Source organism: Coleofasciculus sp. B1-GNL1-01 (assembly GCF_040220235.1).
GTDB lineage: Bacteria > Cyanobacteriota > Cyanobacteriia > Cyanobacteriales > Coleofasciculaceae > Coleofasciculus.
Genome location: NZ_JAVJTO010000040.1, coordinates 39105 through 55189, shown reverse-complemented (window position 1 = coordinate 55189; position 16085 = coordinate 39105). Strand labels below are relative to the sequence as shown.

The 16085-nt window shown below is 46.5% G+C and carries 12 protein-coding genes and 1 pseudogene; 9 read left to right on the top strand and 4 right to left on the bottom strand.

Annotation, left to right across the window (positions count from 1 at the left end; all coding sequences use genetic code 11):
• Together RID53_RS09375 and RID53_RS09370 are read right to left on the bottom strand one after the other, a co-directional pair.
• Positions 1-591: pseudogene (locus tag RID53_RS09375) on the bottom strand (IS630 family transposase); the annotation flags it as partial.
• Positions 592-785: 194 nt separating this feature from the next.
• A complete protein-coding gene (locus RID53_RS09370; RefSeq protein WP_446387853.1) occupies positions 786-1274 on the bottom strand; it encodes a DNA-binding protein in 489 nt (162 codons plus the stop codon).
• 106 nt (positions 1275-1380) lie between these two features.
• Here RID53_RS09370 and RID53_RS09365 point away from each other — a divergent pair, with 106 nt between their 5' ends.
• The 4 genes from RID53_RS09365 (at position 1381) to RID53_RS09350 (ending at position 8241) form a co-directional block, all read left to right on the top strand.
• A complete protein-coding gene (locus RID53_RS09365) occupies positions 1381-1989 on the top strand; it encodes a hypothetical protein (protein ID WP_446387852.1) in 609 nt (202 codons plus the stop codon).
• Between the two features lie 41 nt (positions 1990-2030).
• Positions 2031-3476: a DUF3131 domain-containing protein gene (locus tag RID53_RS09360; RefSeq protein ID WP_446387851.1), complete on the top strand. Its 1446-nt coding sequence runs from the start codon at positions 2031-2033 to the stop codon at positions 3474-3476.
• Between the two features lie 81 nt (positions 3477-3557).
• Positions 3558-5891 carry a DUF3131 domain-containing protein gene (locus RID53_RS09355; protein WP_446387850.1) on the top strand — a complete coding sequence of 778 codons (2334 nt, stop codon included), beginning with the start codon at positions 3558-3560 and terminating at the stop codon, positions 5889-5891.
• A 157-nt stretch (positions 5892-6048) separates the two neighbouring features.
• Positions 6049-8241, top strand: a complete 2193-nt coding sequence (locus RID53_RS09350) for a glycosyltransferase family 2 protein (protein WP_446387849.1) — start codon at positions 6049-6051, stop codon at positions 8239-8241.
• 36 nt (positions 8242-8277) lie between these two features.
• Here RID53_RS09350 and RID53_RS09345 read toward each other — a convergent pair whose 3' ends face one another.
• On the bottom strand, positions 8278-8400 hold the full coding sequence (locus RID53_RS09345) for a hypothetical protein (protein ID WP_446387848.1): 123 nt from the start codon (positions 8398-8400) through the stop codon (positions 8278-8280).
• Between the two features lie 18 nt (positions 8401-8418).
• Here RID53_RS09345 and RID53_RS09340 point away from each other — a divergent pair, with 18 nt between their 5' ends.
• The 5 genes from RID53_RS09340 (at position 8419) to RID53_RS09320 (ending at position 13447) form a co-directional block, all read left to right on the top strand.
• On the top strand, positions 8419-8745 hold the full coding sequence (locus RID53_RS09340) for an STAS domain-containing protein (protein ID WP_446387847.1): 327 nt from the start codon (positions 8419-8421) through the stop codon (positions 8743-8745).
• Positions 8746-9358: 613 nt separating this feature from the next.
• Positions 9359-10057 carry an MBL fold metallo-hydrolase gene (locus tag RID53_RS09335; RefSeq protein WP_446387846.1) on the top strand — a complete coding sequence of 233 codons (699 nt, stop codon included), beginning with the start codon at positions 9359-9361 and terminating at the stop codon, positions 10055-10057.
• Between the two features lie 79 nt (positions 10058-10136).
• A complete protein-coding gene (locus RID53_RS09330) occupies positions 10137-10676 on the top strand; it encodes a rhodanese-like domain-containing protein (protein ID WP_446387845.1) in 540 nt (179 codons plus the stop codon).
• 89 nt (positions 10677-10765) lie between these two features.
• Positions 10766-11608 (top strand): sulfite exporter TauE/SafE family protein, encoded by an 843-nt coding sequence (locus tag RID53_RS09325; RefSeq protein ID WP_446387844.1) that lies wholly within the window; start codon positions 10766-10768, stop codon positions 11606-11608.
• 603 nt (positions 11609-12211) lie between these two features.
• Complete coding sequence (locus RID53_RS09320) at positions 12212-13447, top strand: LL-diaminopimelate aminotransferase (protein ID WP_446354192.1); 1236 nt, start codon at positions 12212-12214, stop codon at positions 13445-13447.
• A 237-nt stretch (positions 13448-13684) separates the two neighbouring features.
• On the opposite strand, the gene RID53_RS09315 is transcribed toward RID53_RS09320, so the two are convergent.
• Entirely contained in the window at positions 13685-15811 is a 2127-nt protein-coding gene (locus RID53_RS09315) for a protein kinase domain-containing protein (protein ID WP_446387843.1), read from the bottom strand.
• Positions 15812-16085 lie beyond the last annotated feature (274 nt).

Below are 16085 nucleotides of genomic sequence, written 5' to 3'. Positions count from 1 at the left end.
TCTTCTAATTACCCTCAAACTAAATCCACTTTCATCCCAAAACCATACCTGGAGACGCTCCGGACTCTCTTTTTCTATTTTTATATATGCTTCTATCTTTTCTTTAAATGCTTCTCTTTTTTGGAAGTCTCTCTTCGCTTCCAAGCTATATTTTGTCCAAAGGTAAGCGTACTTTTTTCTCTCTAATATCCTCCGAACCTGTGAACCACTTAACTGAATTTCCGTTTTTTATTCTAAATACTTAGCCAATCTTTGGGTTGTCCATCGACCAAATTCATATCCGAACTCTTCGAGACTTTTTTCGATTGTTTCCAGTAAAATATCAATATATTTATCTGTGGCTTTTTGATGGTTACCTGACATTCTTCTATCTCTGAGACTTTCCAAGTTGTCTGGGTCTCCATGAACGCACCAATAGCACACTTTGTTTTGTGAGCAACCAATAAACTCGGCAATTTCTTGTTGTGTTTTGCCATCATTCAGCAATAATAGTATTAGAATTTTTTCTCTAATATCTGCATTGTTCTCGGTTTTTAGAGCAATTTGTAATTTTTCTTTCTGCTCTGGTTTTAAATAATTTTTGGCTGGCATATTTTTTCGTTTTTCGGATTTTCTATTTTGATTATACCCTATTTAAATGCCGAACAGCTTATCAACAATCGCTCCGGCGATCGCGAATTCATGCTGAAATCCGTAACCCTACTGACTCACCCAGGGGGCGCGATCGCGAACTAATCCAGCAAACGTTTCCTGTCTATTGGCTATCTTTAACGCGAGGGTACAAGTCAGCCAGAGCCGTCCTCCTGCCACGAAATCACTCGGACGTTGTCAAAGGTTTCAATCCACACCTTAGCTCCACATCTGGGACTATCGGGACGATAAACAACCCGGCATCCTCCCGGTATTTCCACCTCATGACCATAGATATTGGTCTTGCCCTTTTGGGTCCCCTGTTTCCTGGCGTCAATCCCCGAGGCGGGGTCGCCCCACTTTTTCACCGTAATCACCGGCTGGCGTTGTTGGTATTTTTGATTGGAGCGAATTCTTTGTGAATTGACGTGAATGATTGTTTTCGCTGGCTTTCGGGGATTGCGCCAACGCGGAGCCGGACCTCTTTTCCCGCGCTTAATTAGGGGTTTGCCACTAAATAGAGGCATTAACCACATCCTCCCAGTCTTGTAAGCCCCTTCCACTCTGCCTTGGAGCAGCAGGACTCGCAGTCGAGCCGTGGAGATATTTAAAATTTCAGCCGCTTCTTTTGTACCGACAATCATAGTAACTAGAAAGATAGCGTAATAGTTTTGAGGAATATACTCAGCAGTATACCCGTTATCAGAATTAGTAAGGAGAAAACACGACACCCTTCAGGGTAAACGTCGTGTGCCTGGGAACTTGGGAAGACAATTAGATCCGACAGGAGAGTTAGAATCGGGAATTTTTCCCGCCTTTATCGTCGAACAAGCGCCCTATAAGTTTAATGCTGAAACGCTAGATAATCAAATCACGGCTTGGCGATTTGGTCCCAATCTATACTGGCAGATTGCCCCAGATACGAGCTTTTTTACCTTTCTGAGAGTGGGTCTTTATAACGATGGGAATCAAGAGTGGCAATCCTTTAGTCGGCTAGAGCAGAAAATGGGTCAGTTTTATCGGGCGGCTAATCTGTTTACCTGGAGTTATCAAGAGGATTTAGAGAGGCAAAATGGCTATTTTTCACCGCCAGATTTCTTAGTTTACAATGCCGAGATTGGTTGGGAGGGGGATGTTTTTGATTTTCTGAGTTGTCGGTTAGCGGCAACATTAGGACGCCAGCGATTAGATGGAGAATTTGATAATGCTAATGGGTATGAAGCCCGTTGTACAGCTAAGATTTCGCCCAATGTAGAGGCAGATTTTGGTTATCGCTATACCAATGTCCAGAATCGAGCGACGGGGGATAGTGACTATAACAATGATGCCTTTAGCGGACAGGTGCGGATTTATTTTTAGGTCATTTGTAACTTGTAATTTGTAATAGTTTGAGGAGCATTATGAGTATTAATTTTGAGCCACCGCCAAGAAAATTATCTCTTTTTGTTTGTGCTGGAGGAATTGCCACAGCCATCGCCGCGATCGCGAGTTTGGAAAGCCTGTCAAATCAGCCGAATATGGCGTCTATGCCATCGCCAGAAGCCTCGGTTTCTCAAGTCATTACCCCTAAGTCCCAGGAAAACCCTAAATTGGCGAAAATTGATGCTGAATCGGTAAAATTGCCCGGTACTCCTGTCACATCTGCCGAACTCAAAGCGGCAGAACGTTCAGTGATTACCCCTGGTGCAGGTATATTAACCCCAGCGGAAATGGCAATGGCTGAACAAGCCTGGAAGTATTTTGAACAGAACTGGAATGATCAAACCGGATTGGTGAATTCTGCTGATGGATTTGCCTCAGTAACGATGTGGGATCAAGGGGCGGCAATTGCGGCATTAGTCAGTGCTAAAGAACTGGAGATTATCCCAGCGGCTGAATTTAAGACTAAGATGAGTCGCCTGTTGAAAACACTGGCAACGATGCCGCTTTATAACGATGAATTGCCGAATAAAGTCTATAATTCTGAAACATTAATGCCTGTTGATTATGGTCAACTGGACAAGAAAGAGGAAATCGGTTGGTCAGCCATTGATTTGGGACGATTGGCGTTATGGCTAAAGATTGTCGGCGCGAAATATCCAGAGTTTAAATCTGAAACGGAAGCGGTTTGGGATCATTGGCAGGTTGAGCGGTTGACGGAAAATAATCAGATGTATGGCACTAGCGTTGTTAATGGCAAAGAGCAATATAATCAGGAAGGGCGATTGGGCTATGAAAATTATGCGGCTTATGGTTTGAAGTTGTGGGCTTTGAATGTTCAGAAGGCGTTGGATTTTGCCGAAAATGTGGCGTTTGTCGATCTTTATGGTCAAGGGGTTCCTTATGACAAGCGAGATTATGAAACCTCGGAAGCCAATAACTATGTCCTCAGCGAACCCTATATTTTAGATGGAATTGAAACTGGGTTTAAAGCTTTGCCGAAAGCTTATGCGGATCGACTTTTAGCGGCACAAGAATCCCGGTACAACGCCACGAATCAATTAACGGCGTTAACTGAAGATAATTTGGATCGTCCGCCTTATTTTGTCTATGGCACTTTGTTTGCCAATGGGGAAGCCTGGGCAACGATTACTGATACTCGCGAAAATTATGATGATTTGCGCTTTATCAGTACGAAAGCGGCGCTGGGTTGGCACGTTCTTTATAATACGGATTACACCAAGAAGTTATTTGAGTTTGTCCAAGATAATCTCAAAGCGGATAAGGGATGGTACAACGGGTTTTATGAGTCGTTAGATGAACCGAATAAATCCCTGACGGCGAATAATAATGGTGTGATTCTGGAACTGTTTCTCTACAAAAAAGTTGGCGAACCACTCATCGAGTGGGCAGGGGTGAAGGAATAGGTTTGTAGGGGCGGGTTTTACCGATAAGGTGACGATTCAAACTATTAATGTAGCCAAAACCGCCCTGACCGAGTTTTGAATGTGAAGGAACTAGCGGCAATGGTGCGTTACGCTGCAATGGTGCGTTACGCTACGCTAACGCACCCTACAGATAGTTACGCTGCAATGGTGCGTTACGCTACGCTAACGCACCCTACAGATAGAGACTCGCTATCTGCTTTTTGTCCTGAAGCATTCCTCCGTAAATATTCAGCCCGCTGGTTAAATTTAATTGACCAGGGAGAGTTCGACTATCGCCTGAATCAGTTTTTAACGGGTTTGGAAATGTTGAGGTTATTTGAAGATAGCCTACCCAACAAAGTGTATAATACCGAAACTGGACAACTTGTTGATTATGCCAATACTCCCATCGAACGAGGAATTGGGTGGTCGGCGTTGGATATTGGTCGCGTATTAGCCGCATTTGATGTAATTCGGACTTGTCATCCCCAGTATGAAGATTGGTTGTCTAAAATTCTTCAGACGTGGGATATTGAGCGATCGCTTAACGATGGACACCTCTATGGCGCTACGGTTTTACCGGATAATCAAACTCTATTGGTGCAAGAAGGGCGTCTGGGTTATGAAGAATATGCGGCGAGAGGCTACGAACTTTGGGGCTTTAATGCGGCGAAAGCGGTCTCCTTTGAACCGTTTAAGTTGGTGGAGATTAATGGGGTGCAAATTCCTGTGGATACCCGCGATTACCAAACCACCAATGCCAATAACTATGTAGTGAGTGAGTCCTATATTTTAGATGGGATTGAATTTGGCTTCCAGGGAGATATTGCGGATTATGCGGCTAGGGTTTTAGAGGTTCAGAAACGTCGCTATGAACAAACTGGACAACTCACGGCGGTGACGGAGGATAATATTGATCAAGCGCCCTATTTTCTCTACAATACCGTTTACGCTAATGGCGTTCCCTGGGCAACAATTACCGATCGCAACGAGTCTCACTCAGCGTTACGCAGCATCAGCACTAAAGCCGCCTTCGGTTGGCACTATCTCTATCCCGATAATGATTACGCCAAAACGCTGTTTGAGGCGGTGAAAGACTTACGCAGTCCCGATGGTGGCGGGTTTTATGCGGGATTGTATGAGGAAACTCAAGCACCGAATACCGCCTTAACCGGGAATACCAATGGCTTAATTTTAGAAATTCTCTACTACAAAGCCAGGGGCAATCAACCATTAATTGGCAGCAATGGCGTCAGTGTTTCCACCGGACAACCGGGAAAGGAAGCCGTTGTTTCCCCTAGAACTCATTCCACCTCCACCCCGCCTGCGGTAGCGATTCAACCCCTCCCTCCAGTCGGAAAACCCCAGTCCTCAACCTGTCCCCCTCTGGCAATACCCCTCACCGATACCCAACGGCGTTACGGGGAGAAGGCGTGGCAGTATTTCCAGGCAACCTATCACCAGAATACAGGCTTAGTGAACGATCGCGCGGATCTCAATGGGGCTACGCTATGGGGATTAGGGGATTATCTAGCCGCCCTCCATGCCGCCCGTACTCTAGATATTATCTCACCGGAAGAATTTAGCGATCGCACTCGTCATCTGTTAGCCGCGTTGCAGCAGTTGCCCCTATTTGCCGGACAATTACCCCATCGAGGCTATGATACCCAATCCTTACACCCCATCGATTACGGCGGGAACCCCAGTGTCAAGGGTAGCACCAATCCTACGGCTGAGGGGACGGGTTGGTCGGCGTTGGATTTGGGACGACTATTGGCGGCGTTGTACACGTTGAAAACTTGTCATCCAGAATACACTGATGTTGTGGATCATCTGGTGTTGGATTGGTCTTATTCTCAAGTTATCCGGGATGGGATTCTCTATAGTGCCAGGGTGACACAGGATAACAATGGACGACTGCGAACCCATGTCACGCCCGAAACCCGCCTCGGCTATGTAGACTATGCGGCGCGGGCATTTCAACTCTGGGGGTTCAACGTTACCCCGTCTCAGAGTAGCAAGAATTATCCGACAACCCTCGTTGAGGGGGTTCCCGTACCCTTAGCTAGCCCAGACTCCTCCACGGTTAGTAATCCCTTTCTCCTCTACGGCTTAGAATTTGGCTTTGATCCCTCCATGTTGGCATTGGTGCAACCCCTCCTGCAAGCCCAAGCCCAACGCTATCATCGCACAGGTACCGTCACAGGGGCGGCGACTACCCTACTGGATCAACCACCCTATATTGTCAATAGCACAATTATTGGCAAGGGCAAACCCTGGGCAACTCTGGATGATCAAGGAAACTCGGTTCCCGACAATCGCACCGTGAGTACAGCCGTTGGCTTTGGCTTTCATGCCCTATTCCCGAACCAGGTCAAGGATTGCCGACGACTGTCCAGCAAACCGCCCAGTTAATCACGGGAACGGCGGGAACCTACTGGCGTTCCACATTAGGATTTTGAAACGTCATGATATCAAGTTCACCTAATCCTAACTCCGGGTTAATTATCTCCTGCCTTCTGCCTCCTGCCCGGTTGGTGAGCCTGTCGAACCACTGCCTTCTAAAATCACCATGACTACCTCTATTTCACTTCTAGAAAACTCCTCTGTTTTTTTAGGCAACATTCGCTCCCGCCTCAAAGAACGAACCTTACTATTTCGCTATTTAGCCGAAATCAACTTAATTTTTGGCGCTTGGTATCTCCACTGGCGAATTACTCATTCAATTAATACCAATGCGCTGTGGCTATCCATTCCCCTACTCCTCGCCGAAATTTACTGTTACGTGGGCGGTGTCATGTTTCTGCTGGGATTATGGCGACCCATCGTTCACAAAGTCCGCTCATTGTGGCAACTTACTCCACCATTCCCCCCAGCAGAATTTCCCACCGTGGATGTGTTTATTACCTGCTACAATGAACCCCCGGAATTAGTCGAAAACACCACACGCGCTGCTTTAGCCCTCAATTATCCCCTCACCAAACTATCGGTTTATGTTCTCGATGATGGCAATTCCCCCGATTTGCGAGCCATGACCGAAAAACTCGGGTTAGAGGACTTACAATCGCCAATGTTGCAACAAGAAGCCGAGCGCATTAATAGCGAGCGATCGCAGTTAGAAAATCGGCGTCAGCAACTGAAAAATTTAGCCCTAGAAATTTCCCAAGCCGAGCAATTTTTAGAATCCTTCCAACTTACCGTCAATACCGACTTTAATGCCTTATCTCAAGTTTTATCCTGGTTTGAGCAATTAAATCCAGTCGAGGAAACCGCAGAACGGGGGCGTGGCGTCAATATTATGTATCAAGTTGCGGATTATTTGAGTTACACACATACCTTAGATAATCGCAATTGTTTGCTCATGATTAAATCCTATTCTCCTCTCTCCGAGGTTGAGCAAGATTGTCCCTCTTATACCGTTACCAGTCATCTCAAAAGTCTGCGGAACTGGCTGCGCGTCTTACATCCCACCTCTCCCAATTTGAGCAGTAATTTAGCGTCTGAAATTAGAATCGTCGAAAAAGCGATTTACCAAAAAGAGTTAGAACTCAGTAACTTAGTTCGCTGTCGCTACATTGCGCGTCCCAAACCCAAAGGAAAACCCCACCATGCCAAAGCAGGTAATATTAACTACGCGATGTTTTCCGGCGAAACCTCTGGCGATTTTATCCTCACCCTAGATGCAGATCACATTCCCAAACCGCAATTCTTACAACGAGTTCTGCCCTACTTTTACACCTACAACCTCAATACCGGAAAATACGAAAGCAATCAAATCGCCTTTGTTCAAACCCCCCAAGCTTTTTATAATATCCCTCCTGGAGACCCCTTTGGACATCAAGCCCACTTATTCTACGGACTAATTCAACAGGCAAAAGATGGTATGAATTCGGCGTTTTACGCTGGAACCAATGCCGTGTTAAGACGCGAGGCATTAATTAGTGTCGGCTTGCAAAACTTTGCCGATGAATTTGCCGTCGATCAAAAACGGTTAGCCGAATTTGACTTAGTAGGTGGTGTCTCCAGTAACAGCATTACCGAAGACATGAATACCGCCATGCGCCTCCATGCAGCAGGGTGGAAATCTGCCTATCACGATGAAGAATTAGCGACAGGATTAGCCCCCGATGACTTAAGTTCTACGCTCAAACAAAAGCTACGCTGGGCGCAGGGAACTCTACAGGTTCTCCTGCGAGAAAATCCCTTCAGTAAACCGGGGTTAACCTTTTGGCAAAAGTTACACTATTTTCAAACCATGTACAGCTATTTCTCTGGGTTTGCTACGGTTGTCTTTCTCATCTGTCCGATTATTTATTTCTTCACCGGGATTATTCCGGTGCAAGCTTATGGAGATGAATTTGCCATCCACTTCATTCCCGCCTTTGTTCTCAACCGTTTAACCTTTATCGCCGCAAGCTGGGGGATTCCCGCCCGGGAACTGTGGCGTTCGGAGCAATACGCGATCGCGTTATTTCCCCTATTTATCCAAGCGGTTTGGAGTGTATTCACGGGACGCCCGATTAAATTCCAAGTCACGCCCAAGCAGCGTCAATCGGGAATGTATCTTCGGTTAGTTTTGCCGCAGTTAACGATAGTTATTTTCACGATTCTGGGAATACTATGGTGTCTGTATCGATTAGCAATGGGAGAGTTAGAAAATCCTGGACTTTATCTAATTAACGGGCTTTGGGCAGTTTACAGTTTGTCTTTGTTATGGGTAATTATTCGAGCCGCTGTCTGGCAACCCAAAGCTAGCCGTAACTAGGTTATCAGTAATCAGTTATCAGTGATCAATGATCAGTTATCGGGAGATGGGGGAATTGTAGGGGCGGGTTTCACTACTATCGTTTTTTACCCACCCTAATGTCACTAAACCCGCCCTGTCTAAATGACCAATGACAAAGGTCAAAGTAAATTTATTCACAACCAAGGAGTCATGCAAATGAGTACAACCATTAAAATTGTTCAACCTGCTGGTATCTTAGATGGCGTAAGCGTCAATCAACTCCGACGTGAAGTCAATGATGTTGTCGAAAGTGGAGCGGATATTGTCTTAGTTGACTTTCAGGATGTTACATTTATGAACAGTACAGGGTTAGGGGCTTTAGTTGCCACGCTAAAAACGGTTCAGGCGGCTGGCGGTCAACTGTTTATCTGCTCGCTTTGTGACCAAGTTAAGATGATTTTTGAACTGACAAAAATGAATCGCGTGTTTAAAAGTTTTGCCAATCGAGAGGATTTTGAGCGTCAGATTGCTCCTGTCAGTTAATCCAATTGACAGGCAAATCCAAATGTAGGGGCGGGTTTAGGGACTCAAGTAACGGGGAAATCACTGCATTGAATACAAAACCCGCCCTTCCCCAGTCTTGAACCTAACCGATAAGCTCAATCAAAAATACCCCGTTCATGCTTAAGCAGAGGGCGGGTTTCGTTGTTCATTAGGTGCAATAGTTTAGTATTACCTAGCAGCCAATCCAAATGTAGGGGCGGGTTTAGGGACTCAAGTAACGGGGAAATCACTACATTGAATACAAAACCCGCCCTTCCAAAATTTTGAACTACGAACCCATTGTTTTTGTAATATTATGGTGGCATTCTTGCACAAGAAGAGGGCGGATTTTGTTGTTCATTTATTGGTGAGGTAGTAGGGCGGGTTTTGTTTTTCAGTTAGTTCTGAGTAGCCGATTTTAGTGCCTAAACCCGCCCCTACAAATTGTCCCCCATCTCCCAGACGTTCCACCGGAACGTCTCTACTACCCCCATCTCCCCCATCTCCCTCATCTCCCCTCTTGACAGGTGTGTCTAGGGTGAGGTAAGTTAAACATAACTAAATAGTGATTTAACGAATAAACAATACAAAACAGTCCAAGGGAGATGAGCTGATGTTATTTCGTCAACTATTTGACAGTGAAACCAGCACCTATACCTATCTCATCGCTGATTTAGCCACAAAAGCCGCGATTCTGGTCGATCCGGTCAAAGAACAGGTGGATCGCGATCGCAAACTCCTCGATGAGTTGGGATTAACCTTGCAGTATTGTCTGGAAACACATATTCACGCCGATCACGTCACCGGAACAGCGCGACTGCGGGAGTTGACACACTGTCAGGGTGTGGTTCCTCAAAATGCCTCGGCTGCTTGTGCTGACCGCTTTCTGGCGGATGGTGAGGTGTTAATGGTGGGTTCAGTTGAGATTCAGGCGATCGCCACACCGGGTCATACCGATAGCCATAACGCCTACTTCGTGAATCGCGATCGCGTCCTCACGGGAGATTCGCTGTTAATTCGGGGATGCGGTCGAACTGATTTCCAAAGCGGTGATGCAAGCACATTATTTAATTCTATAACTCAAAAGTTATTTAGATTGCCCGATGAGACGCTGGTGTATCCCGGACATGATTATCGCGGACATACCGTATCCACGATTGGCGAAGAACAGCAATGGAATCCTCGATTAGCGAATCGCGATCGCGCCAGCTTTATCGAATTGATGAATAACTTAAATCTTCCTGACCCCAAGAAGATAATGGAAGCGGTTCCCGCTAATGAACGCTGTGGCAAAGTAGCGGTGAACACCTAAAAGAAAAGGGATTCCTGTAAACATCTACACCAATACATTCAGTTAGACAAGTTCTGCACATAGATAAGGAGAAAAACTCATGGTTTTAGCCAATGCCAATAACCTCCAAGAAATAGACGCCAAAACGTTAAAACAATGGCTGGATCGTCAAAAAGTAATGCTGATTGACGTGCGGGAACCGGGCGAATATGCCAGCGAACATATTCCTGGGGCAAAATTAATGCCACTGTCTAACCTCAATCCCGCCGATGTTAAACCAGAAACCGATCAACAGGCTGTATTGTACTGTCAAAGCGGGAATCGCTCGAAAATGGCGGCTCAAAAACTACTCGATGCTGGATTTGAATCCTTAACCCATCTTCAAGGGGGATTACCCACCTGGAAATCCGCCGGATATCAGACTCAAGTTAACAAAAATGCGCCCATTAGTTTATTCCGACAAGTGCAAATTGTGGCAGGTACATTAGTGTTTACGGGAACTGTACTGGGTGCGTTTGTCTCTCCCTGGTTTTTAATCTTGAGTGGTTTTGTTGGTGCGGGATTAGTCTTTGCTGGCGTCAGTGGAACCTGTGCGATGGGGATGTTACTAGCAAAGTTACCTTACAACCAACGAGTTTAAATGGGATAGATCAACTGATGTAAGCTGAGTGGGCAATGCCCACCCTACAGGGTGTTGACCAATTAAAAATGACCAAGCACATAAGACAAATGACAACATGGATAATTGGGTTAATTCTCGCCGCCGGAATTGGTATTAGTTTGGGGTTAATGGGGGGTGGCGGTTCGGTACTAGCCTTGCCTATTTTAGTGTACGTGATGGGTGTGGAAGCAAAAAGCGCGATCGCGATGACATTGGTAATCGTGGGAACCGTTAGCTTGATTGGAGTTATTCCTCACTGGCGACGAGGGAATCTGAATTTCAAAAAGGCGTTTATGTTCGGCGCGGCGACGATGGTAGGTGCATATTTAGGGGCAAAGTTAGCCTTTTTTGTCAGCGGAACAGTCCAGCTTCTTCTCTTTGCAGTAATGATGATTATTGCGGCGGGATTTATGATCCGCAAAAGCAGTAAACCGACTCAACCCGATAATGACTTGCAGTATTATCCTCAACCCGTGTGTAAATATTGTTGGGTATGGATGTTAACTGAAGGGTTAGGTGTGGGCGTATTGACAGGGTTAGTTGGGGTTGGGGGTGGATTCGCGATCGTTCCAGCGTTGGTATTATTAGGAAATACGCCGATGAAGGAAGCGGTGGGAACGTCATTATTAATTATTGCCTGTAACTCGGTGGCTGGATTTCTGGGATATTTTGGACAGGTTCCCCTAGATTGGGGATTAATGGGTTCATTCATTGTGGCGGCAAGTGTGGGAATTATCGTTGGCGCATATTTGGCACAGTATGTCAAAGCCCAACAGTTACAGAAAGCCTTTGGTTATTTTTTAATTGCCGTAGCCGCGTTTATTTTAGTGCAAAATCGTCAGGTTTTCACATCTGGACAGAATCAGACGGACTCAATCAGAAAGCCAGGGGTTCAGATAGCTTATCGATAAATTTCAGGTTTGATGAATGTTCGTTGGCACTTGACTTTTTTTGTCGTTTCCGGTATTATTTCATCATGGGAAAATGTGCCGTCCTATAGACCCAAATAACCCAGAATCGGTAAGGTGGGTTAGGCGGTATTCAATAGAGAAAACAAATCCTTAAATTAAATATCCACCGTAACCCACCAAGTTATCGTTGCTAACAGTGGAATAACAGAATATAGGGCTAAGGTTCCCCACTACGAACCCAAGCTAATCTACCAAATTATGCGTGCCACGCCAGTAGGGTGGGTTAGGCGGTATTCAATAGAGAAAACAAATCCTTAAATTAGATATCCGCCGTAACCCACCAAGTTATCGTTGTTAACTGTGTAAGTAGGTTGGTGGAAATAAACTCAACCTTATGAAGTTATGTTAACAAGCCTTAAACCCTGACAAATGACAAATGACGAATGACGAATGACGTAGCTTGCTTCTCGCGAAAGCGAGTTCCCCACCGTTGACTTTAATTGTCCTCACCTACTTATTCCCTGTTGCCTGTTGCCTGTTGCCTGTTGCCTTTTCCGCTACAGTTAGCAGTAAGCTGGTTTACGGCGTTCGTCACAATTGATTATGGCAACCATCAACGATAACTACCTCAAACTCAAAGCAGGCTACCTGTTTCCCGAAATAGCCCGCCGGGTGAATACCTTTGCAGAAGCTAACCCAGATGCCGCTATCATTAAACTGGGAATTGGCGATGTTACCGAACCCTTACCCGAAGCCTGTCGCACGGCGATGATTCAGGCGGTAGAAGATATGGGGAATCGGGAGTCTTTCCGAGGCTATGGACCCGAACAGGGGTATCCCTGGTTGCGGGAGAAAATCGCCGCCCAGGATTTCCAGGCGCGGGGATGTCAGGTGGATGCATCGGAAATCTTTATCTCCGACGGTTCTAAGTGCGATACAGGCAATATTCTGGATATTTTTGGCAAAAATAACAAAATTGCCGTTACTGACCCTGTTTACCCTGTCTACGTGGACACGAATGTAATGGCGGGACATACCGGAGAGGTGAATGAGAAGGGTGAATTTGAGGGATTAGTCTATTTGCCGATTAGCGCCGAGAATAATTTTACCGCCCAGATTCCCTCTCAGAAAGTGGATTTGATTTATCTGTGTTTCCCCAATAATCCCACAGGCGCTACCACGACTAAGGAAAACTTGAAGGCGTGGGTGGATTATGCCAAAGCCAATGGGTCAATTATTTTCTTTGATGCGGCTTACGAAGCGTTCATCACCGACGAGAGTTTACCCCATTCTATCTATGAAATTGAAGGAGCGCGAGATTGTGCGATCGAGTTTCGTTCCTTTTCTAAGAATGCAGGATTTACCGGAACTCGTTGTGCGTTGACGGTGGTTCCCAAAACTTTAACCGCGAAAGCATCGGATGGTTCAGATGTGGAACTTTGGAAGCTATGGAATCGCCGCCAGTCTACTAAATTTAATGGTGTCTCCTATGTTGTCCAACGGGGGGCGGAAGCGGTTTACTCAGAAGCAGGAAAAGCCCAGGTGAAAGCCTTAGTTAGCTTTTATTTGGAAAACGCCAAAATTATTCGCCAGAAGTTAACGGAAGCAGGATTAAGTGTGTATGGCGGGGTTCATGCCCCTTATATTTGGGTGAAGACACCCAATGGTTTATCCAGTTGGGATTTCTTCGATAAGTTACTGCAAACCTGTTATGTTGTCGGAACACCAGGTTCTGGATTTGGGGCTGCGGGTGAAGGCTATTTCCGAATTTCGGCGTTCAATAGTCGAGAGAATGTGGAAGAGGCGATGAAGCGGATTACCCAGAAGTTTAAGGTTTAGTACGTAGGGACACGATATTATCGTGTCCTGATCTAAGTGGGCATTGCTTTTATCAAAATAATGGTGCGTTACGGCGACATTCCTATTAAAAGGATGATCAATATGATTGATTACGCCTAACGCACCCTACGGTTTTTGCTTGACCTGAATCATGGTGTCCTGATCCAGGCGATCGCGACTCTCCAAACTTATTGTGTGAAATCTCACGCCTTTATGGGATGAGTTTAAGTCAATCCTTTATTCCGCTATACCTTTATCAACTGAGATGTCCGATTCGGGGGGATTTTCCACCGTGAGATTAAGCTGATAATCAATCGGTTCATCCGCATCAGATACTACAACAAACTCATAGAAGCCCGATTCTGGTAATTCCCCAGAAAAGCTGTGCTGGCGCGAATCTTCCAGGAAGATTGTATTCCCTGTGGGACTGTAGATCGATAATAAGGCATTGGGGGCGGTGGAGAGATCCACATCCATAACCTGATCGGCTGCTAACTCAGCGGTAAAGGCTTTTCCTTCTCCCGGTTGCAGGGTTCCACTCATTTGTGTGCCAGTATCACCCCGTTTAAACACAATCCGGTCTAACGCCTCTCTGGATTGTAATGCCTTGACGGTATCCGCAACTGTGGCTTGCCAGATTTGACCTATAGGTTGATCCAGAAATTCTGATCCCGTTTCGCCTTCTTGTTTGGGGAAAATACGGAAAAACTTGGCATCGGCGAGGTCATATAACGCCCGACTACTGACACGTAGACGATTGACTTGACGTTTCCAGCGATCGCGATCGCTCTCGTCATAACTGCCCAATTCTGCCTTGGCTTGACGACTCAGATCAAGCTGTTCAATCTGGGTAAGTACATTTGCCGCGATTCTATCCCAGGCTTCTCGCAGCCTAGCATCGTCTGGATCGGTACTTAATGGAACTCCCCGTTGTCCTGGATACTCATTCCAAAACGCTTCATCGACTAAATTGACATAAAAGTCATAATCGATCCCCAGATTCATCCGTCGCTGTCGCAAGGCTTGCTTGCGTTGTCGTTCTTCTAGCGAAAAGTCGGAGGAGGGTTCAGGTTCCTCATCATCTTCTGGTGAAATCACTGGATTCTCAAAATCCTCTACGGTAGGCGTAGCATTGGGTTGGTCAGGTTGCAGTTGGCTATCAATCCAGAGATTACCCGCCCACCAGCCAAAAGCACCTGCTGCCAGAATTAACCCTAATACTAGGATCAATTTCCCCAACCAGCCTAAGGCGGCGTTATTATTGCCACTGGGCGCAGCACTGGGCGCAAACCTCTGGGCAACAGGGGCAGGGGGGGAGGGTGGCGTTGGTGCAACCTGACCCGGTGAAACCGCTACAGTTGCTTGGGTTTGCGGTGATGGTGGCGGCGGTGGAGAGTATGCCTTTGGGGGGGACTGAGAATTAAGCATCTGTAAGACTTGGTTCGCACTTTGGGGGCGATTACGGGGATGGGGTTGCAGCAGTTGTTCGAGAACATGGCTGAGAGTAGGGCTAAGGGGAGTGGCACTAAAGTGCCTACTACGATCCCAGGTTAAGGTGTGGGGATCGATGAGTTCAGAGGGTTCTTTCCCGGTGAGTAACACTAAGACTGTTGCCCCTAAAGCGTACAAATCGCTACTGGCAGAAACAATCCCCCCTTGCATTTGTTCGTGGGGCGCATAACCCACTTTACCCAAGCGCGTGGCTGTGGCGGGGGATGATGCCATCACCTGAGAGGCTACCGTAGCCGCGACTTGCTTCACTCCACCAAAGTCAATCAGTACAGGCAATCCATCCTGTTGACGAATAATAATATTCTCCGGAGAAATATCTCGATGAATCACGCCGAGGGAGTGGATATAGTCCAAAACGGGGAGAATTTGGCGTAATAGTTTGAGAACTTCGGTTTCGTTAAACCGTAATCCCTGATTCCGGCGTGCCTCTAAGATAGCCCGACAGGTTTGTCCAGCAATATAGTCTTGGACTAAAAACAGGCGTCCTTCTCCCTGCTGCTTCACCCGCAGCAGTTCTCGGAACTCTGGAATTTGGGGATGTTTCAGCTTATAGAGAACTCCAGCTTCTCGTTCAAACAGTTCTGAAGCTTTCTGTAAGGCAAAGGTGCCTTGCACTTGTGGGGCGAATTCCTTTAGTACACAAGCTTCACCGAAGCGATTCAAGTCTTGGGCTAAATAGGTGCGTCCAAATCCGCCATGTCCCAATTCCCGCACAATCCGATAGCGTCCCGCCAAAGCTAGTCCCGACTCCCTGTTGCCATTTTCTGCTTGCTCCAGTTTCTCACCACAGTGGAGACAAAAGCGACTATTGGGGGGATTTTCGTGACCGTGAGAGCAATGTAAGGGCTTCATGAATCCAGAAGTGGGCGACGTGAGTGAAGAAGGCGGACGGTGGGCAATAGCGGAATGACCACTAAGATCATTACATGGTTGTAATTGTAGCCTCTGGATTTTTCTGGACTTCTATCATGTCCGCGTCAACCTGCGGACTAGCGCCGTCTCCTGAACTCGCGGCAGACTACTGGGGAGCCAGTCTAGGATAGCCCAAAACGCTCAAGTAGGTCAGGAGCGATCGCGAAATCCAACACATTATTCTAAAACCCGTGATACACCGTAGGGTGGGCAT